The sequence below is a fragment of the Virgibacillus sp. 7505 genome, from assembly GCF_002272135.1.
Taxonomy (GTDB): Bacteria; Bacillota; Bacilli; order Bacillales; family Amphibacillaceae; genus Terribacillus.
In genome coordinates this window covers 69,780-90,222 of sequence record NZ_NPBF01000026.1, presented here as the reverse complement: position 1 = coordinate 90,222, position 20,443 = coordinate 69,780, and the positions used below count along the sequence as shown (strand labels likewise).

General features: G+C 43.9%; 14 protein-coding genes, 1 pseudogene and 1 riboswitch. Of the genes and pseudogenes, 5 read left to right on the top strand and 10 right to left on the bottom strand.

Features of this window, described 5'->3' with window-relative positions:
* Positions 1-144: 144 nt before the first annotated feature.
* Together CHH91_RS12020 and CHH91_RS12015 are read right to left on the bottom strand one after the other, a co-directional pair.
* Entirely contained in the window at positions 145-5,919 is a 5,775-nt protein-coding gene (locus CHH91_RS12020) for a lamin tail domain-containing metallophosphoesterase family protein (protein ID WP_095223695.1), read from the bottom strand.
* 157 nt (positions 5,920-6,076) lie between these two features.
* Complete coding sequence (locus CHH91_RS12015) at positions 6,077-6,973, bottom strand: LysR family transcriptional regulator (protein WP_095223694.1); 897 nt, start codon at positions 6,971-6,973, stop codon at positions 6,077-6,079.
* A gap of 94 nt (positions 6,974-7,067) precedes the next feature.
* Between CHH91_RS12015 and CHH91_RS12010 the strand changes: the two genes are divergently transcribed.
* A complete protein-coding gene (locus CHH91_RS12010; protein ID WP_095223693.1) occupies positions 7,068-7,838 on the top strand; it encodes a sulfite exporter TauE/SafE family protein in 771 nt (256 codons plus the stop codon).
* Between the two features lie 40 nt (positions 7,839-7,878).
* Here the strand turns inward: CHH91_RS12010 and CHH91_RS12005 are convergent, their stop codons facing one another.
* The 5 genes and pseudogenes from CHH91_RS12005 to CHH91_RS11985 form a co-directional block, all read right to left on the bottom strand.
* Positions 7,879-9,774: a PrkA family serine protein kinase gene (locus CHH91_RS12005; RefSeq protein WP_095223700.1), complete on the bottom strand. Its 1,896-nt coding sequence runs from the start codon at positions 9,772-9,774 to the stop codon at positions 7,879-7,881.
* Between the two features lie 96 nt (positions 9,775-9,870).
* Positions 9,871-10,893 carry an HD-GYP domain-containing protein gene (locus CHH91_RS12000; protein ID WP_176465775.1) on the bottom strand — a complete coding sequence of 341 codons (1,023 nt, stop codon included), beginning with the start codon at positions 10,891-10,893 and terminating at the stop codon, positions 9,871-9,873.
* A 53-nt stretch (positions 10,894-10,946) separates the two neighbouring features.
* A riboswitch (cyclic di-GMP riboswitch) is annotated at positions 10,947-11,032 on the bottom strand.
* A 71-nt stretch (positions 11,033-11,103) separates the two neighbouring features.
* A pseudogene (locus CHH91_RS11995) lies at positions 11,104-11,307 on the bottom strand (helix-turn-helix domain-containing protein); the annotation flags it as partial.
* 162 nt (positions 11,308-11,469) lie between these two features.
* Positions 11,470-11,943: a tRNA (uridine(34)/cytosine(34)/5-carboxymethylaminomethyluridine(34)-2'-O)-methyltransferase TrmL gene (trmL, locus tag CHH91_RS11990; RefSeq protein WP_095223691.1), complete on the bottom strand. Its 474-nt coding sequence runs from the start codon at positions 11,941-11,943 to the stop codon at positions 11,470-11,472.
* Positions 11,944-11,998: 55 nt separating this feature from the next.
* The gene (locus CHH91_RS11985; RefSeq protein ID WP_095223690.1) at positions 11,999-12,850 is read right to left on the bottom strand and encodes an amidase domain-containing protein; all 852 of its coding nucleotides are present in this window, start codon (positions 12,848-12,850) and stop codon (positions 11,999-12,001) included.
* Positions 12,851-13,095: 245 nt separating this feature from the next.
* On the opposite strand from CHH91_RS11985, the gene nfsA reads away from it, so the two are divergent.
* On the top strand, positions 13,096-13,845 hold the full coding sequence (gene nfsA, locus CHH91_RS11980) for an oxygen-insensitive NADPH nitroreductase (protein ID WP_095223689.1): 750 nt from the start codon (positions 13,096-13,098) through the stop codon (positions 13,843-13,845).
* Between the two features lie 26 nt (positions 13,846-13,871).
* Here nfsA and CHH91_RS11975 read toward each other — a convergent pair whose 3' ends face one another.
* Together CHH91_RS11975 and queG are read right to left on the bottom strand one after the other, a co-directional pair.
* Entirely contained in the window at positions 13,872-14,696 is an 825-nt protein-coding gene (locus CHH91_RS11975; RefSeq protein WP_095223688.1) for a methyl-accepting chemotaxis protein, read from the bottom strand.
* A 178-nt stretch (positions 14,697-14,874) separates the two neighbouring features.
* On the bottom strand, positions 14,875-16,023 hold the full coding sequence (gene queG, locus CHH91_RS11970; RefSeq protein ID WP_095223687.1) for a tRNA epoxyqueuosine(34) reductase QueG: 1,149 nt from the start codon (positions 16,021-16,023) through the stop codon (positions 14,875-14,877).
* Positions 16,024-16,296: 273 nt separating this feature from the next.
* Between queG and dat the strand changes: the two genes are divergently transcribed.
* Positions 16,297-17,160, top strand: a complete 864-nt coding sequence (gene dat, locus CHH91_RS11965) for a D-amino-acid transaminase (protein WP_095223686.1) — start codon at positions 16,297-16,299, stop codon at positions 17,158-17,160.
* Between the two features lie 445 nt (positions 17,161-17,605).
* Here the strand turns inward: dat and CHH91_RS11960 are convergent, their stop codons facing one another.
* Entirely contained in the window at positions 17,606-18,247 is a 642-nt protein-coding gene (locus tag CHH91_RS11960; protein ID WP_095223685.1) for a TVP38/TMEM64 family protein, read from the bottom strand.
* 316 nt (positions 18,248-18,563) lie between these two features.
* On the opposite strand from CHH91_RS11960, the gene murA reads away from it, so the two are divergent.
* Together murA and CHH91_RS11950 are read left to right on the top strand one after the other, a co-directional pair.
* Positions 18,564-19,844, top strand: coding sequence for a UDP-N-acetylglucosamine 1-carboxyvinyltransferase (gene murA, locus CHH91_RS11955; RefSeq protein ID WP_095223684.1), 1,281 nt, complete (start codon positions 18,564-18,566; stop codon positions 19,842-19,844).
* A gap of 92 nt (positions 19,845-19,936) precedes the next feature.
* On the top strand, positions 19,937-20,443 hold the full coding sequence (locus CHH91_RS11950) for a metallophosphoesterase family protein (protein WP_095223683.1): 507 nt from the start codon (positions 19,937-19,939) through the stop codon (positions 20,441-20,443).

Genomic DNA, 20,443 nt, shown 5'->3' with positions numbered 1-20,443 from the left:
ATATAAGGGTTTATATTAATACCTTTCATAAATATCATCATTTTGAAAGCGTTTTTACATTTTTGTTTCAGCAAGAAAAAAACCTTGCTTTTTTAAATTAAAAAAAGGATAAATGGATAGTTATTTTCCATTTATCCTCCAACTTTATTTGTTTGCTGTTCTTCTTTTATTAAACCAATACAAGGTTCCGCCTAATAGAAGCAGTGCAGCGCCAGCCAACAAATAATTAAACAGCTGACTTGCAGTATCAGGGAGAATCCCGCCGAATGGTGTCGCTTTTTTAGAATCTGCAGGTACAGGTGATACATTCTTCGCTGTATTGTCACCCGAAGGCTGTGTTTGATTCACTGGTAGATTCGTATTTCCATTTTGACTGTTCGCGTCAGGTTTCCCACCGGTATCTTCAGGTGGATTCTCTCCACCGCCGATTATCGGATCTTCTTGCCCGCTGTCTCCATCATCTCCTGGTGGATTTTCTGCAGGCGGTTCGTTCCCATTGTCTCCAGGGGCAGGCGCTCCCCCGCCAGTAGTGAACGTCCAAAGATCGGACTTCGTCTTCCCGCCATGCGCATCCTCTGCGACAGCATACCAGGCATATTCATGGTCAGAGGTCAACCCATCCCATGTAACAGAAGCAGTTTCTCCGCTTTTAACATTTTCCGCTTTCCCTATTTCCTTCGTGCCGAATACATTCACTTCTACATAGTTAGTAGCTACACGTTTCTTTTGGGCATCCAATTCAAGCCCGATAGAGAACTCGTCCGTTCCCGGGAATTCATCCTCATCATAATAGTTGTAATCATCCATATATGGGGAGTATGTTTTTACTTTGATTTGATCTGTTTCTGCATCAAAGAGCAAGATGCGCATATAACCTTGACCGCCTTCAGGACCTGCCTGGTAATCGGCAAGCATTTGATAGACTTTGCGATCGGTTACACCATCGCCATCGTCATCAATTTCATCCACGAGCATGTCTGCAGCATGATAGTGGCCACATAGAACAGCGAACACATTTTCATTATCCAGAACAAGCTCCTGATAGAGCTTTTCACCCACTGGATGACGGTTTCCAGATGACAGCAAATATTCATGGAAGTTCAGAATCGCCTTCCGATCCGGATGTGCTTTAAGAACCTCATCCGCCCATGCAATACCCTCATCATCTATGCCCCAGCCAAGATAGACCATAATATAGTCATTACCATTAGAGGAGATCAGATCATAATGTCCTCTGTTATTCTTATAAGAACCGCCGTACCAAGGTTTATCTTTGAAACGATCCTCTCCGAAATAACGGTAGTAATCAGTATAGTCATTACTCTTCTGCTCCACATCATGGTTCCCGGCCAAGACGCCGTAAGGGACCCCTGCGTCATCCAATACTTGCATCGCCTTATCTGCGACTTCCCATTGATATTCCTGATCCGAGAAGTTCACCAAATCACCAGTATGCATTACATAATCAATATTAAGTTTGTCTTTGTTTTCAGCTATCCAATTCACTTGTTCGTTGTAAATATGCGGATAACTCTCGGAATAATACTGCGTATCAGACATCCAGACGAAACTATAATCATAATCTTCATCTTCAATTGCAATTTCATCTTGAATCAGGACATTGATCTTGTAGTCTTTTACAAAGGCATCGACATTTACGGATCCTTGCAAATCGAAGTCCTCATCTCCTGCTACCTTATAATCAATCAGCTGCCAGTCTTCTTCCTGATGATTCCACGCATACATGGAAACCTTGCGTCCTGGCAGGGAATTACCGCTCCAATTGACTTCGACGACATTCTTTTCGTCAACATCCTTGGAAACAGGAACCTCAAATCGATGGTAAGGGAACTGCGTCTCACTGTCGTTAATTAAATACTTGTCATCTACATCCGCAACCTTATCGATATCCTCGCTGCTGAATGCTTCTTCCCCGTCTGGCGCGTAGTCAGATGGCGGCTCGTAATCTGCTGCATTCTTGTACGCTTTGATTTCACTATCTTGGCTGACTTTATATTTATGTCCTTGATAGAAAGTAACGTCCATATCATCTCCGGTAGGATCTGTCACTTTGACTTCAAGCTCCGGATTTTTCCCGACATTACCCGCTTCATCTTCCGGTTTGATCAATTCTGGAGCTACAGGCTGCTCTTCAGGAGTAGAGAAATTAATTGTACGAACCTCTTCATTTCCAGCTTTATCAACCGCACGCAGCAGAAGCTGATGATCGCCAGCAGCTAAGGCTGCAGATGAAGTCTCATAAGGAAGCTGAATTTCTTCTCCATCAAGTTCTGCAGTTAGGCTATCAAGACCGCTCAAAGCATCTTCTGCACTGGCATCAATCGTGAATGGTCCTTTATACGATTTTCCGTCTTCCATTGCTGTTTCAATGACTGGCACAGTATTGTCAACAGTCACGGAAACTTTGTCAGATGCTTTTCCATCCTTAGCTTCAATCGTGTGTGTACCATCTTCTGTTTTCGTCGTATCCCATTCATATGCATTTGCCTGGAATTTCTCGGGCTGGATGGTGAAAGTAAAGTCTTGAACCGGACGATAATTACCGTTATCTCCAATATCAATTACTTGATTTGGATCTGCAAACGCCGGATCATACAAGACAGTTCCATCCCCTAAAACAAGTCGGACATTCTTCGCATCAAAGTCATCCCGGTTTTCCGGAGATTCAAGCTGGAAAGGAGAGGCTTTGTTTCCGGCATGGATACTGATTGTATTCTTTCCTTCCTTCAGCGTATCGGGGTCAACCGGAACAGTAATTGTCGTGTACGTATCGATCCAGTCATCGAATATACGCAGCACTTCCCCATCTTGTACAACTGCATTTTGGAAATACGTATTGATTCCATTCACATCAAATGCGAAATAAGCTTCTGTTTCCAATGCTTTGTCTGTCTGCTCAACTTCTTTTCCGTCAATAAGCAATGCTGTTTCCTGACCTGCGTTATCAGAAGTCGCTTTTAGCTTATATGTTCCAGAAATGAGCTGTCCTTCCTCCACATTCAAACGCGGGCTGGATTCTTTTTGATCGCGTTCAATACTGACACGCTTTGTTTCTGTTTTTGTTTCATTGAAACCATCTGTTGCAGCCACGTAATATTCCACATAGTCCTTTGCAATCAGCTCTGGTGTGTAAACCGTATGATGGTAGTAGCCTGTCTGTTCGTTCTTGGTTAAATCAACTCTCTTGTAATCAGTGGTGTCATCAGTACGATAGAATATGGATACACGTTTGACACCTTTATCATCAGATGCTTCAGCAGAGATCTGCAGATCTTCTGTTTGATTGATGGTATCTTTGTCCGTCAGATCCCTCACTTCTGGTGCAACGCTATCTTCTTCCACTTGAATAGGTTCACCGTGAACTTGGTCAGAAGTTACAGTTCCAGGAGTACCCAGTATGGTACCAGCATTCAGCTTCAACATATTTGTCGAGCCATCAAGCGGATACTTGAAGTTGATTCCCATATTGGCAACAGTGTCTTTGACGCCTGACACCTCGTTATATGTTGCCATCGCAATTGTACTTCCAGTCTTTGTTGCTACACCGATTCCTCGCTGGTCGCCATTTGCCATCCCGCCCGACTGTACTTTGAACAAGTTTTCACCGAGGGTTAAATTCGTGCTGTAATTATTATTAAAATCATCAGCAGTCAAATCATTATTGGAACCGTTGATAATCCAGAATACAGCAGTCTCCCCAGGCTGGATGACTGGGCTTTCGTCCGGCTTCCAAGCGGTCACTCTCGTATCCGGATATACATAAGTCAAATCATAATCCTGCATATCGACCGGAGCTGTCGTATTGTTGTAAACCTCGATGAATTCAAATCCGTCCGCTCCATTTACATTAGAAGAATCGGGCACCAATTCTGTTACTAATAAAGAAGGGAGCACAGAAAAATCAGTATCCGGCTTTTTCACTTCCACTTTAAAAGTATCTGTTTTGGAACTGTTGAAACCATCGGATGTTTCAATATAATATTCCAGCGTTCCTGCTTCCAGGTCAGCAGTAGGAATTTCAGCTTTATATAGTTCTCCTGTGTGCTGCATGCTATATTGCTCGAATTCATCCGTGCCCTCTTTTTTGATATAAAGCGTCACATGCTGAATGAAATTCTCTTCTTTTATGGCAGCTTCAATTTGAAGCGGTGCAGGAATGGTAACTGTTTTCACCGGTTCATGACTAATTTCCGGAGCTGTTTCATCTTTTTCGACCTTGACGGTTTCTGCTGGAACTTGTCCATCAATCAAAGTGCCAGGTGAAGCGTTCAGCTGCAATCCCACCTTCTTCATTTGCGCGGTACCGGAAGCTTGGTACGTGATTCCTTGATTCGGAAACGTATCATCGATTCCTTCCGAGTCATTGTAGCTTGCTGCTGCAAGCTGTGCTCCGCTGTCGGTTTGGAATGCAATGGTACGAGCGGATCCATTTGCCATTCCATCATTGTTCATTTCGATTATTTGGTCTTCTGACAAATCAGTCTGATAATGGCTGTTAAAATCAGCTAGCCCAAGTGACTGGTTCGCACCATTCTTGATCCAGATGACAACCTTACCCTTTGGCTCCAATGTGACAGATTGATCGATATCCCAATCTGTCTGCCTTCCATCAGGATATTGATAGGAAAGTTTATAATCCTTCAAATCCATCGATTGATCGGAGTTGTTATAAACCTCGATGAATTCATACGCATCAGCACCGCTGATATTATCACTGTCTGGAACGATTTCCGTGATAAGGACGGGCGGCTGTGTCTGCGGATCAGGCTCGGCAACTGCTACTTGTATGCTCTGAAATCCACTTTCAGGAAAGCGGAGCGGTGCATCTCCACTGACCACATCAATGCTGTATTGGAACGTCGGACTCCATAGCACCTCTTTCGAAACGACAGCTTCCCAATTGCCATCACCTTTGTCTGTCATGTCGACCTTCCGTTCGGTCATTCCAGGAGCAGTAACATATGTAAGTACTGCGGAATCTGCGTTTCCGTTTTCAATAGATGCAGTGATAGTAAGATCCTGGCTGCTCTCGGCATTGGAAATCGCTTCATGAACGAGTGCAGGCTGCTCAGGTTGTTCCTCCTGGGCTGGTTCATCCGTTTCTGCTGCTATCTCTTGTTCACCTTTTTCAGTCTGCTCTTCGGTCTCTTCAGCTGGCTGTTCCTTAGCTTCAGCATCAGCTTGTTCTTCTTGTACCTGGTCCTTCGTCTCTGATTCAGGCGCTGGATCAGACTCTTGTCCTTCTGCAGCAGGTGCTTCCTTCACATCTTCCTCAGGGGAATCCTGCTCCGAGTCTTCCACTTTTTCTTCCTGTTCAGCTTGCTCTATCTTTTCGGATCCTGGTGATGGTGCTGCCAGGATGGTGGGTGTCTCTTGATTATTAGCAAAGTGGATACTTTCTGCCTTCTCCACGTCTTGGAAATGGAAAACAGAAACGGAGGTCTGCTCGTTCGTTGTATCAGTTATGGAAAGCTGCTGTTCATCGTCTGTGAATATGTAGGGGTCTGTCACGGTGGTGAATGCTGCGTCTGTCAATTCCGTACCGAAATGACTGTTGAAAGCTTCGGCGGTTGCCTCTTTGTCCAGAGCAAGTACTGCATAGCCGTCTGCCGGAATTTGCTCCTCTTGTTCTTGAACTGTAAGTTTTTGCTCCTGGTCGGTTGTGTATATGATGTTAAGATCCTTCCAGGATTTCGCTTCTTTTGTTCCATTATGTACTTCGATAAAAGATAAACCATCAGCACCTTGTTTCTCGCTGCCGTAGACTTCTGTAATAGAAACCATTTCTTCCCGAATCTTTTCCTCTGCATTTACGGCTGGAATGGATGCGGGTACAACTGTCTGCATAAGCAGCAAACATGCGCTGAGACCAGCAGCCATCCGATATGAACGCTTCATATAGCTCCCCCTATCTTTTATCGGGATTGTCTCCCCGCATTCATTCTAGAATTTATGTATTAAGGATCAATGAAGAGATTGTAAATTGTTGCCATAATACTTCGACAAAATATGCTAAAGTGTTAACCAGAAAAAAATAAAGCGACATCAAGCCGCTTTATTCTCCAAATTTTGTTGAGTACGTGATAATCTGTTCAATAAAATGCTCACTTGCAGGAGATAGTACACTTCCCTCGCGCCAAGCCACACCAATCTGCCTTTCTGTCGGTTCGATGAGCGGGATGCTTCTGACATGATGCATATGAAGTGCCTCCAAGGATGGAAGCAGGGCAATGCCCTGTCCTGCCGCGACAAAACCCAGAATTGTCATCATATCCTCACTTTCGAACGCCACTTTCGGTTCCAGTCCATATTTTTCGACTATCTGTTCAAACATCACCCGGGCACTGTAGCCTGGGCGAATAAGCAGAAAGGGCTCGTCTTCTATCTGCTTTAATCCCAGCTGCTCTTCATTTGCGAGCGGGTGTGTATCAGATACATATACATAAAGCTGATCTGTCCACAGCTTTCGCCAGGATAGCCCTTCTACCCCTTGATCCATATTACAGATACATAAATCAAGCTTCCCTTCCCTTAACTGGTTGATCAGCTCTTCCGTTGAGCCTTGATTCAGAGAGAACTCGACGGAAGGATATATCTCTTTATACTGCTTCAACAGCCGGGGGATATGCTGGAGTCCCTGGGATCTCATAAATCCAAGCGTAATTTCCCCATACTGCGGATCCTTCATTTTCCGAATGTGTTTTTCAGCCTTGTCCATTTCTTCCAATATTTTGACTGCATGTATATAAAAAGCTTCCCCGTACAGGCTGCGCACAATTCCCCGACCCCTTTTCTCAAAAAGCTGGACTCCGAGTTGCTCCTCCAGCTTCTGAATCGACCGGCTCAAGGCAGGCTGAGAGATGGCTAAAGCCTTTGCTGCCTGAAGATAGTGCTCCCGCTCCGCTACTTCCTTGAAATAAACTAACTGCTGCCATTCCATAAGCTGACCCATACCTTTCCTGCATGTTTTATATGTTATTTATGCATTATACAATACCAATTCAGTATGGTTAACTAAAAGTACAACAAGAAATGAGGGAATTAGTATGGCTATTGAAATTATCCTTATCATGATTGCCGCGGGTCTTATCGTCGGCTTTGTCGGTGCCGGGGGATCTGGGTTCATCATCAGCATCCTGACAGTGCTGTTCGGTTTCCCGATTCACGTAGCGTTAGGCACTGCTCTTACATCAATGCTGTTTTCATCATTCTCGGGTGCAGTCAGTCACTACCGTGAAGGAAATGTCACGTTGCGGGCTGGTTTGATCATTGGTATTTTCGGTGCAGTTGGCGCCTTCATCAGTTCTCATTTTTCCGGAATCATCCCGGAAGATATCTTGAATTACCTTACAGCCGGAATGCTCGTATTATCGGGTGTAGTTCTATGTATTCGTCTTTTGCTGATGGGCAAACCTTCCAACAAAGAAAATACAGTAAGTGCATTCATCTACCAGAACAAGCTTGTTTATTTCATTTCCGCTGCATTGCTCGGTATTATTACAGGTGCACTATCCGGATTGTTCGGTATAGGTTCTGCTCCATTCATCCAAATTGGACTGCTTATCCTGCTCGGACTGTCCGCGCAGCAATCCGCAGGCACAACGATGATGATCATTATTCCAATCGCCTTGGCTGGCGGAGTCGGCTATGCACAGCTCGGTTTCCTTGATATCAAATTACTTTTTGAAGTAGTTGCAGGAACGATGATCGGTTCCTATGTCGGAGCAAAATTCACAAAACGCGTTCGTCCTGTCTACTTGAAGACAGCGATGGTATTGCTTCCGATATTTGCAGGATTTTTACTATTATCTGCATAAATCACATAAATAAGCCGCCGGGATCCCGGCGGCTTATTTATTATCTATTCAGCAAACTTCCTACATAGCGGAGCAGGTCGTTTGCCGATGTGGAATTATAATCATATTCATCGATCAATGTTGCGACTACTTCATTCATTTTCTTCAACTGCTGCTCATCTGGCGTTTTTGTGGACGTTGTGATTTTTACTACATCCTTCAGATCAGCAAACAGCTTTTTCTGGATTGCTTCCCTCAGCCGTTCATGGGATTGATAGTCGAACTTTTTCCCTTTACGTGCATACGCCGAGATTCGGATAAGGATTTCTTCACGGAAAGCTTTCTTCGCATTCTCCGAAATCCCAATTTGCTCCTCGATGGAACGCATCAGCTTTTCATCAGAAGGCATTTCCTCCCCTGTCAGCGGATCATGCAGTTTTGTCTTATTACAATAAGCTTCTACATTATCCAGATAGTTATCCATCAATGTTTTAGCTGATTCTTCATAAGAATAAACGAATGCTTTCTGTACTTCTTTCTTCGCAATTTCATCATATTCCTTACGTGCTACTGCGATGTAATTCAAGTAACGTTCGCGGTCTTCTTTCGATATGGATGCATGACTGCTAAGCCCATCCTTCAAGGAACGAAGTACATCCAATGCACTGATCGAACGCATTTCCTTTTTAATGATCGTACTGGAAATTCGGTTGATAACATAGCGCGGATCAATGCCGCTCATCCCTTCATCGCTGTGTTCTTTTTTCAGTTCCTGGATATCTGCGTCGCTGAATCCTTCCAGCTGCTTCCCATTATAAAGATGCATTTTCTTCAGCAAGCTGATACCGCCTTGGTTCGATTCTTTCAATCTCGTAAGAATTGTGAACATCGCAGCAATCTTCAGTGTGTGCGGTGCGATATGGACATCTTTAATATCACTTTCCGAGATCATTTTCTGATAGATTTTCTCTTCTTCATCCACCTTAAGATTATAAGGAACCGGCATGACGATCATCCGGGAATGCAATGCTTCATTCTTCTTATTGGAAATAAATGAACGATACTCTGATTCGTTCGTGTGCGCCACGATTAATTCATCCGCACTGATTAACGCAAAGCGGCCGGCTTTGAAGTTGCCTTCCTGCGTCAATGAAAGCAAATGCCAAAGAAACTTCTCGTCGCATTTCAGCATTTCCTGAAATTCCATCAAGCCGCGATTGGCTTTGTTGAGCTCTCCGTCAAAGCGATAAGCCCTGGGATCCGATTCTGATCCATATTCCGCGATTGTGGAGAAATCAATGGAACCAGTCAAGTCGGCAATATCCTGTGATTTTGGATCGGAAGGACTGAATGTACCGATTCCTGATCGTTTATCTTCGGAAAAGAAAATTCGTTCAACAACGACATCTTCTATTCTTCCATCATACTCTTCTTCCAGACGCATCAGGTTTAATGGGGAAAGATTCCCCTCAATCCGGATACCATATTCATCCTCGAATTCCTTGCGAAGATGAACAGGAATAAGATGGAGCGGATCCTCATGCATCGGGCAGCCTTTTATGGCATAAACTGCACCCTCATCTGTCAGTGTATATTCCTCCAGCCCTCGTTTGAGCAGGCTGACGAGCGTGGATTTCCCTCCGCTTACCGGTCCCATGAGCAGGAGAATCCGTTTGCGTACATCCAGTCTCCGAGCTGCCGGATGGAAGTATTCTTCTACCAGCTTTTCAAGCGGTTCTTCCAAACCGAATAATGCATCCTTGAAGAAGCTATAGTTTTTCACACCATCTTCTTCTTCAATGCCTTTATGCTTGATCATATTATATACACGGGAATGTGCAGATTGAGCAAGATAAGGCCGGTCTTTCAACAAACGCAGATAATCAGCGAGCGTTCCTTCCCAGTGGAGCTTCTCTTGTTCCTGGCGATACTGCTGTACCTTATCCAATATATTCATCATTCATTAACCTCCCAGGCATTGTTAAACAAAAGGCGATTACCTTAATGTATGCCCAGGGTTTGGCTATCATGCCAGCAAATCCATAAACGACGCTTACGGCTTCTGCTTCCATCCTATTTCCATATACGATTCATTCGTATATTTATCCAGCATGACATCGTCAAGCTGAAGTGTTTTCTTATCATTAGGGAATATATGCATCAGCTGGGCCAGTTTCTTCACTATTTTCTTTGGATATGCTTCCGACATTTCCAGCATCAGCTGAATAGCTTCTGCTGCAGGAAGGACTTCCCGATAAGTGCGGGAAAGGGTCAAAGCAGAAAACGTGTCGACGACAGCTAATATTTGCAAATCCACTCCTAGTTCCGGCAAATAAGCACCATCCGGATAGCCTTGTCGATTCAGCCGTTCGTGATGACTTCGCGCATAGCGGCCGAGTAAAGGCTCACCTGCCTGATGCAGGAGTGTCTCTCCTTTGACCGTATGTGTTTGTACAATCTCATATTCCTCTTTTGTCAGTGACGTTGTTTTATCAAGAATTTCACGAGGTATATCAAGCTTGCCGATATCGTGAAATAAATATCCTGTTGCACAAAGTTCCAGCTGCACGACATTCATATGATAAGCGAGCATCGTGCCGATCACAAAAACGTCCAAGGAATGGATGAAAGCGTACGGATCTCTTTGCTCAAGCATATGCCAAAGACTGCTTCTTCCCATCGTCTTCAGGCTTTTGATGTACAGGTCCTTCAAGAAACGGATGCTTTCTTCCTCATAAAGCAATTTTCCATAGCGATATTCAAAAGCGATATAAGATAAATTTGTGTAAAAATGCTTTTCCATACTTCGTTTATATGTTGCTTGATGATCCATTTCTTTCTCCTGTAGCTGCAGAATCATCTGCTGAAGACGATCTGTCTTGCTAAATGGATCAGAAGTCTCTTCTTCCGCAGTTTCCACGATGACGGACGGCACTCTGTTATGCTTCAGCTGTTCCAGTAATGCTGCAGTAATGACTGTCCCTTTATCCAGTTTTGTCTTGTCTGCCAGGACAATGTCACTGCCCAAAAAATCACCTAGTAGTATATCTTGGATGCGTTTACGTTTTAGAATCAATTTCATTCTCCTTTTTCAAAAAAAGCTGCCACTCTGGCAGCCTGAGAATCCATTTTCGCAACTGGCTGGCATAGAATCTCATTCCTTAGCCCCTCAAGTTTTGCGTAACTGCCTTTCAACAGTGCTGCCGTATATGTATGTAATTGTTTCCTGGTTGTATTCTGCTGACAAATCAAGCAGCTTATAATAGTCCTCTTTTGTTGGCAGAAGGTCCACCATTTCCACATTCAGTGCTATTGCCAACTTACTGATGCCCACAAAAGAAATATTTCGCTTGCCGTTTTCAATATCGGAGTAGTACGATCGATTAAAACCCGCCATGCCAGCCAATTCCTCCTGTGTCAGCATCTGTTTTTTTCTCAGATATCGAAGCTTATCCCCAAATGTCCGAAGCAATAGCGTGTAATCTCTCATATTATTCATGCACTCCATTATACCTCGTTACCTCAGTAAATCCACCGGATATAAGTGACATTAGTATAATGCTACCAAATAAAACAGGTTAAAGTACTATATTTGCCCCCTTTTATCCATGTCTAAACAACTATAAAAAATAAACTGCACACAAGGTGCAGTTTAGGATAACCCATCGAAGCCCTGCTGGCGAAGAGCTTCATAAATGATAATTGCAGCAGTATTAGACAGATTCAAAGATCGAACTTTATCTGTCATATGAATACGAAGGCATTGCTCCTCTTTTCCTACTAGCAAATCCTTTGGAATGCCAGTCGACTCCCGTCCGAAAACGAATAGCAGATCTTGATCTGTGTTACTGAAATCATAATCTGAATAGTGCTTGGTACCGAAGTTCTCTATATAATAAAAGACACCTTCCGGAAATTTTTCATATAACTCTTCTATACTATCGTAGTAATGGATATCCACGTCATGCCAATAATCCAATCCTGATCTTCTCAGCATTTTGTCATCCGTCGAGAAACCAAGCGGACGAATCAGGTGCAATGCCGTATCTGTCGCAAGGCAGGTACGAGCAATGTTCCCTGTATTAGCTGGAATTTCTGGCTGGAATAGTACGATATGTCTTGGCATATACTTTCACCTCTGCTTTTCTACTTTCAACCTTACCAGTATAGCATAGCAGAGATCATTGCCCAATCTGGAAAAATTTATATACAACGTTCTTTGTATATGCCGGGGAATCAACGTAAGCCCAATGACGCATTCTGCTGTTGGCAGTATGAGCATTCACCAATGGCTCACCCTGCGCGTTCCGGGCTACCACTATTGTATTGTGATTGTAATTCCCATCACCCTCAAAATCATAGCAAATCACATCCCCAGGCCTCAGAAGTCTTGCATCGGCTACTTCCTTGCCTCGTAACCCTTGTTTTGATCCGCTCAAATACCAACGTAAAGCATTCGCCACTGTGAAACTATAGCTCCAATTTTCTCCATTGAACCACCATCCCGAATTCCGGTCCGGTTCTCCCCGCATTGGTGCTCCGCCCGCCCGCAGGCACTGTGAAATGTAATTTGTACAGTCTACTTCAAATTTCTTATAGGCAGGGTTATAATCATTCCACCAACGCTCGGCATACTGAACCGCCGCTCGTCTGTCGTAGGTGAATTGCCGGTCAAAATCCTGATCATTGCTTTCATAAACGACAAGTCCCTGGACATGAGGCTGGACAGCATCCTCTACCCGCTCATCATGAATGATCTGCCCATCACGCATACGGGCTATATGTGTATGCACTTCTTCTTCATGATACGTAGCATGCTGCTTATGCACGAGAAAAGTTGCACATAAGCGGTAGGTAATGATATCCTCTTCCCCATCATGCTCTTCGCTCAGGATTGTCCCTTCTCCTCGAATCTGGGCAACCTTCGCTCCATCCTTTTCATGGAAAGCAATTCGGTTTACGAGCCAATTCCCAGCTTTCTTCCTGTCGACTTCCTGCATCCAATAATCCGCCAGCTGTTCACTCTTTCCCATCTCTATCCCTCCTGTTCTTCCTTCGATATGACATGGCATATCCCCGCAGGAGGAGCAAGCCTCCTACTACGAATACGGATAAAATAGTCATGAATGTCTCCATGCTCCCACCTCACTTGTATGTATGTAGAATCATGACAGTATATGCTTCATCAGCTTGACTGATTCTATTTATGAAAGCGCAAACATTTTTAGTTACAAATGTGACAAATTTGTGTATCCTTATAAAAAAGGGGGAGAATACGATGTCTGATGTTTTGCAAACCATCCTTAGCCACAAATCAGTAAGATCATTTACGACCGAGCGCCTTACAGAGGAACAGATAAAGGAGCTTGTCTCCGCTGCTCAAGCAGCATCCACGTCGAGCTTCCTCCAGGCGTATTCGATCATTGGTGTGAGCGATCCTTTAGTGAAAAAGGAGCTTAGCACATATGCTGGCAGCCAGGAGTACGTCGTTAATAATGGCCACTTCTTTGTTTTTTGTGCTGATTTCTACCGCCATAAGGAAATGGCTAAAAATTTGCGAGCCGATATTTCCGAAACGATTCAAGGCACGGAAGCTTTGCTGATCGGTACTATCGATGCCTCACTGGCCGCCCAAAATCTTGCCATTGCAGCAGAATCGATGGGATTGGGCATTTGTTACATAGGCGGGCTCCGAAATAATCTGGCAGGCGTTTCTGCAAGCCTCGGCGTACCTGCACATGTATTGCCGCTGTTCGGAATTGCCGTCGGTTATCCGGAAAAAGTAAATGAAAAGAAACCACGGCTGCCGTTCGGAAGTGTATATCATGAAAATAGATATAATGTGGATAAAGGCATGCTGAATGCCCAGCTGGAGGAATATGACCGTACCATTCAGTCATATTACGTGGATCGGACTGAAAACACTCGGAAGACAACCTGGACCGAGCAGACGACAGATAATCTCCGTATCCCGAAACGTGTATATATGAAGGACTTCATTACGCAGAAGGGTTGGGCAAAGCATTAAAATAAGGCCGCTGCAGCGGCCTTATTTTATGAGGATGTAATTGTTTTAAAAAATGACTCCATACCTTCACCTAAGTGATGGAGCTGGTCGATAAGCAAGCTGAAGTTGTTGACTAGATCTGCTTGCTCACCAGATGCGTTTCGTATTTGCTCTACACTTCCTGATAGCGCAGTAATATTATTTTTAATATTCTCCAGAGAGACGCTCATACTTTTCGTAACATCTGTCGTTTGGGAAGACAGCTTCCTCACTTCACTTGCAACTACAGCAAAACCTGCACCAGCTTCCCCTGCTCGGGCTGCTTCAATCGACGCATTCAAACCCAGGATATTGGTTTGCTGCTGGATTTGGGAAATCTCACTTATTGACCCGACTGTCGTTTCTGTCAGCAACATGGATTCCTGAGATTGTGCTGCAATCTCTTCGCTTGAGGCCGCAAGCTCTTCCGAATGAGCCGAAACGGTATGCAGTTTATCCTGGAGTCCATCAATTATTTGACGCAGATTGCCAATGTAACCTTCCATTTTTTCTTGAGCATCCAGTGGAATAGCAATTGCAAATGCGCCAACAACCTCTTTATTGTCGCTCCGAATCGGAAAGGACTTCGCGTGCAGGGGAATACCGTACACTTCCTTAGGTAATAAAACCGAACCATATCGACCCGCTAATGCAGCTTCTAGGTTTTTATCCCCGGCTGGTATCGGACTTCCTACATGTATTCCAAAATCCACCTTTCCAGTAGGCAGATAACTTAAGAATTTTTCTCTATCTGTAATTCCGATCATCGTATCGGTACCGATCATTTTTTGCAGATCCTCTGCTGACTCAACTAAACTATGTAATAATTCCATTCTGATCCCTACGTTTCTTATTCACTTATTTGACAGTATCAGGACAATAGTTTTAGGTATTTCATACCATTTAAAACCTAAAAAAATATCCTTATAGTCCATCTTGTTATTAAATACCCAGCTTTTTAAATAGCTAAACCGTGAAAATAAAAAAAGAGCATATATATATGCTCCTTTTTCAGTGTGCCTCAGCATATTCCTCTTCAAACTGCAGTCCTTTGCGCATTTCTTCAAGTACTTGTTCGTCCTGCTCTTTGTCCATAGCTTTTCTGACTGCATCAAAACCTTCCGGCAACCCAATCTTACCAATTGCCCAGGCAGCTGTTCCTCGAATGACAGGTCGTGGATCTTGTTCCATCAGTTCTATCAAATCCGGCACAGCAGAAGTGGTCTTATAATGCGCAATGGCCAGTATTGCATTCCGCTGAATCGGTTTCTTGCCACGCCAGGAACCAGAGATCAGACCAAATTTCGCCTTAAACTCTTTATTCGACATCTTGAGTAAAGGTTTCAGCAGCGGTTTCACGACTTCCGGATCTGGCTCCATCTCTTCGTGAAGGTGGAAATCCATGCCTTTGTTCTTTGGACAAACAAGCTGGCATGTGTCACAGCCATAGATACGATTTCCAATTTTAGAGCGAAACTCATCTGGCAGGAAATCTTTCGTCTGAGTCAGATAGGCAATACAGCGCTGTGCATTCAGCTGGCCGCCTTGGACAAGCGCGCCTGTCGGACAGGAATCAATACATTTTGTGCATGTTCCGCAGCTATCTTCTACAGCTTCATCCGGTAAAAATGGAATGTTGGTAATTACTTCTCCAAGATACACATACGATCCGAATTCAGGTGTAATGACAAAGCTGTTTTTGGCACTGAAACCGATACCTGCCCGCTCCGCTACAGCTCGGTCGGACAACTCTCCTGTATCAACCATTGAACGATAGGTGAATCCTTCCACCCTTTCCGCAAGAAACGCAGTCAGCTTATTCATCCGGTCGCGCAGCACTTCATGGTAATCCATTCCCCAGGAGGCCCTACAGAACAAGCCGCGCGGTTCTTCCTTCGTACTTTTTGGTGCATTCGGCAATCTGGAAGGATACGCGAGCGCAATTGCAATAATGGATTGAGCAGAAGGCATAAGCTTCTTAGGTTCAGTCCGTTCCTCGATTGTACCCTTTTCAAAACCTGACTGATAATTTTTCTCCTGCTGCTGCTTCAGTCTTTCCTTCAGCTCCTGAAAGACATCGGCTGTTGTAAACCTTATTTTATCTACACCAATCTTCTTGCTGTAGGCAATCAGCTCCTGCTTCAGCTGTTCTGTATCCATCATACGGCCTCCTTTCTTTTATCATTATTTCCTAATATACATAGTAAAAACGCAATGCCTCGTTACGTTTAAAACGAGACACTGCGTTGGCTCAAGGGTAGTTAACAAGTGCGAGAAAAGCGAAATGATTACCCCGGTTTATAAATAGTATGTTAAGTAGTATAACAAGGTTTTTACATGCACGCAACATTCTAAACATAATTCGACAATTTTTTTTCTCGCCTCCTTTTACACCTCTGTTATACTGGATTTTAACAAGAGGGAGGTATGGATATGAGCTTGTACGATTATTTATTGACGCAAGACGGGATAATCACGAAAGAATCACTTTTGTATCCTTTTGAAGAACGTGGACTGCAATTCGGTGATGGTGTTTACGAGGTCATCCGTATATATCAAGGAACATTTGATTTGCTGGAGGAACATATCGAACGGCTTTATCGTTCAGCAGATGCGATCCGGCTGGAAGTTCCATTTGCGAAAGATGCTTTGATTGCTTCTCTTGTCCAGCTGACAGAGAAAAATGACGTTCAAACGGACGCAAAGCTTTATCTGCAAATCACTCGCGGTTCTGCCCCCCGTGAGCATAGCTTCCCAGATGTACCAAGTAATTTCTATGCTTATATCGAACCTAGTGAAAGACCTGTTTCCCTACTTCAGAATGGCGTTCGCACTATTTTGGCGGACGATATCAGATGGGATCTATGCTATATCAAAAGCCTGAATTTACTGCCGAATATATTAGCCAAGCAAACTGCCAAGGATAAGGGAGCTTTTGAAGCTATTCTCCACAAGGATGGCATTGTTACCGAAGGCTCATCTTCTAATGTATTCATCATAAAGGATGACATCCTTTTCACGCACCCGGCTGCAACAAACATCCTGCATGGCTGCGTGCGGAGCAGAGTATTGGCTCTTGCACCAAACACAGGATTGCAAGTAAAGGAAACAGCGTTTACAACAGACCAGCTGCTCCAAGCAGATGAAGTATTCATTACCAGTACAACAAGTGAAATCATGCCAGTCATTGAAATTGAGGGTAAACAAATCGGTGACGGGACACCAGGCGATAAAACGCGCGCTCTGCAGCGTGCCTATGAAAAAGAAAGCGGAATCCAAGCTACAGCATTTGCATGAAGAAAGAGACTGGGACATAACTAAATTACCATTGGTTAAAACCGAATGTTATTCTTGAGCGAACACTCCGCTAGTATGGGTAACTATTCAGATGACCGAACTTATGCAAATTTTTCTTAGGAAGATTTACAATAGAGTTCGGTTTTTATATGGCTAAAATATGTCCCAGCCTCTTTCTCTGTTTTTTTGTCTCTCGGATATCATGCTCAATAGCCTACAAGCTGTACGGCGTTCCAATTCGGGTTAAGTGGTGCAAGAGTCAGCTTCCATCTGCTGCTTTGCACCATCATCATGGCCGATAATTTCCTGCTTCACGTACTGGATGCTGCATCGTAGTGACTGTTTTTGATCTTCCATGCACACACCATCCCAATTCGGAATATTCTTTCAACTATAATAACTAAACTTTTTCCACCTAAAATAAAAAAAGACAGCCTCAGCTGTCTTATGTCAGTATTTCCTTTATCTTGTCTCTTTTCCAAAAGCCTATGAGAGCACAAATCAATATAATCAATAGAATAATAGCTAGATACGTATAGTTTAAGGATACGATACTTGACCCGACAAGTGCATAGGTCATCGTCCCCGGAAGCACGCCTAATATACTGGCGGCCATATATTGCTTGAATTTAACACGTGTCAGACCGGCAACATAACTGACCAAATCATAATTGAAAACCGGCAGCACCCGCATGACCAATACATAAAAGAAACCTTCGTCATGCAATTTCTGCTTGATTTTCTCCACTCTTTCGCCTAAATCCTTATCCCCGAACCGCTCGGAGAAAAAGTGAGCTAGAAAATATGCGACGATAGCAGCACCCGCGGAACCAATTAATATGAAGATGGTACCCTTAACAAAGCCAAACGCTAAACCGCCTGCAATCGATAATACAGAGGAAGGGAAAAAAATGACGGGTTTGACCGCATAGATTCCCATGTAGATTAATGGAGAAACGATCCCAAATGAGACAATCCACCCTTGGATATCCTCAGGTGACAGTTTAATATGTTCCCGGACGAACCAAAACAGAAAAAGTACAAGCAGCGCGATAGCCGTGCCCTTGACAACCTTTTTTCCTTTCATGATGAGCCTGCCTTTCCTTTGGTATAGTCCAGTCCTTTTTATTGTAGCACAAAAGTCTGTTACCGCTAGTATATGAAGCTCTTACCCTAGGGGTTCGAAGATAAAGGTAAAAACTGCATACAGGAATACTTATTCCCTATCTACTTCTTGGCTGATTAATGGTAAAATGAAATTTATGTGCATATGAGAGCAGATAAAAAGCGCTGAAGGCTTATCAGAAATACTGGATAATACAAAGAAGCTAGGGTAATTCCTTTATTCTTTATTCCTTTGATTCTGACTTTCAGAGCTGTAATTAGACAAGGAGCGTAATAGAGTGGACAATGCATGGTTTGAAGTCAGAAAAAGCGGCCCGCTAACCGGAGAAGTTACCATCCCGGGTGCCAAAAACAGTGCGCTTGCACTAGTTGTAGCAGGCTGTTTGACAGATGAGACAATTACAATTCATGATATTCCCGCTATCCGGGATATTTTATTGATAAAAGAGCTTGCCGAAGATATTGGTTTGCATATGAAAGAAAAAGAGAAGAACACATATGAGCTTACCGGCAAACATATAACATCCGGGAAACTTGATCTAGCAAAAACCTCAGATTTCCGTGCATCATATTATTTTGTCGGAGCTTTGCTGCACAAGGTAAAGACCGTGCAAATCGGATATCCAGGCGGAGATGATTTTGGATCACGCCCGATTGATCAGCATGTGAAGGCTCTTTCTGCACTTGGAGCGACATTCGATTTCAAGCAGCAGTATTATGAAGTAACTAGCGAGAAATTGACCGGTGCGGAGATTACATTTGATGTCATTACATCAGGTGCTACCATCAACGCTATGCTGGCAGCAGCTAAAGCAGAAGGACGCACTACGCTGCACAACGCTGCAAAAGATCCGGAAGTGGTTGATTTAGCGAATCTCCTGAACTTGATGGGAGCAAAGATCAAAGGAGCCGGCACAGAGAAGATCACGATTGACGGCGTTGAGTCCCTTCATGGCGGTATTGAACACACGGTGATTCCGGATCGTTTGATTGCTGGCGCATTTTTGATGGCTGCAGGTGTGACGAATGGCCGGATTACAGTTAAAAATGTCATTCCAGAGCACTTGGCTAGCTGTACGAACAAGCTGATCGAGCTAGGTATGACTATTACAGAAGACGATGACTCGATGACAGCTTCAGGAACTGCGCTGCAAGGTGCGCGTATCCAGACAGGCATGTATCCGGAGCTCGCAACTGATTTGCAGCAGCCTCTTACTACGCTGCTCACTCTAGCAGCTGGCTCTAGTACGATTTTGGACAAAGTATATCCAAACCGAAATGGGCATGTTGCAGAGTTGAAGAAACTTGGCGCTGACATTGAAGTGGTTGATCATCAGATCCTGATTCATGGTGTTTCTAAGCTTACGGGCGCAACAGTAAAAGCACATGACGTTCGCGCTGGTACTTCCTTGATTTTGGCTGGTCTAGCAGCTGATGGCGTAACCAAAATCACGGATGTCAAACATATTCAGCGTGGTTATGAGGATATCGTCGGGCTGTTCACACAGCTTGGTGCAGATATCACACTGCATCAGCCTGAGCATCAGACTCAAATGTAACATCAACCGCTCCCCCTTGATGGGGTGAGCGGTTTTTTTATGATTGCTGTAACGTGCTTTAGGGTATTATGAGATTGATTGGAGGGAAGCTGATGCGAATCACTATCTTAGCTGACACACATATGCCGCGTATGGCAAAGGTTTGGCCAGCTGCATTGCTCCCCCATCTGGAGCAGGCTGACCATATCATCCATGCTGGTGATCTTCAGGATAGCCGGGTTCTTGATTCCCTTGCATCTTTCGCTCCAGTTACAGCTGTTTCCGGAAACATAGACAGTCCCGAGCTCATTGATACATTACCAAAAAAACAGCTCCTTACCTTTCATGGAGTGAAAGTTGGGGTAATACATGGACACGGGAAAGGAAAAACGACTGAACAGCGCGCGAAGGCAGCATTTGAAGACGAACATATTGATCTGCTTATCTTCGGCCACTCACATATTCCCATTCATAAGGAAGAAGCGGATCTTGTTCTTTTCAATCCCGGCTCACCAACAGATAAACGGCGGCAGGAGCAATTCTCATTCGGCGAATTGATTGTTCAAGAAGATGGTACATGGTCTTTAAAACATATTTTTTACAAAGATAAGAAAGGATGA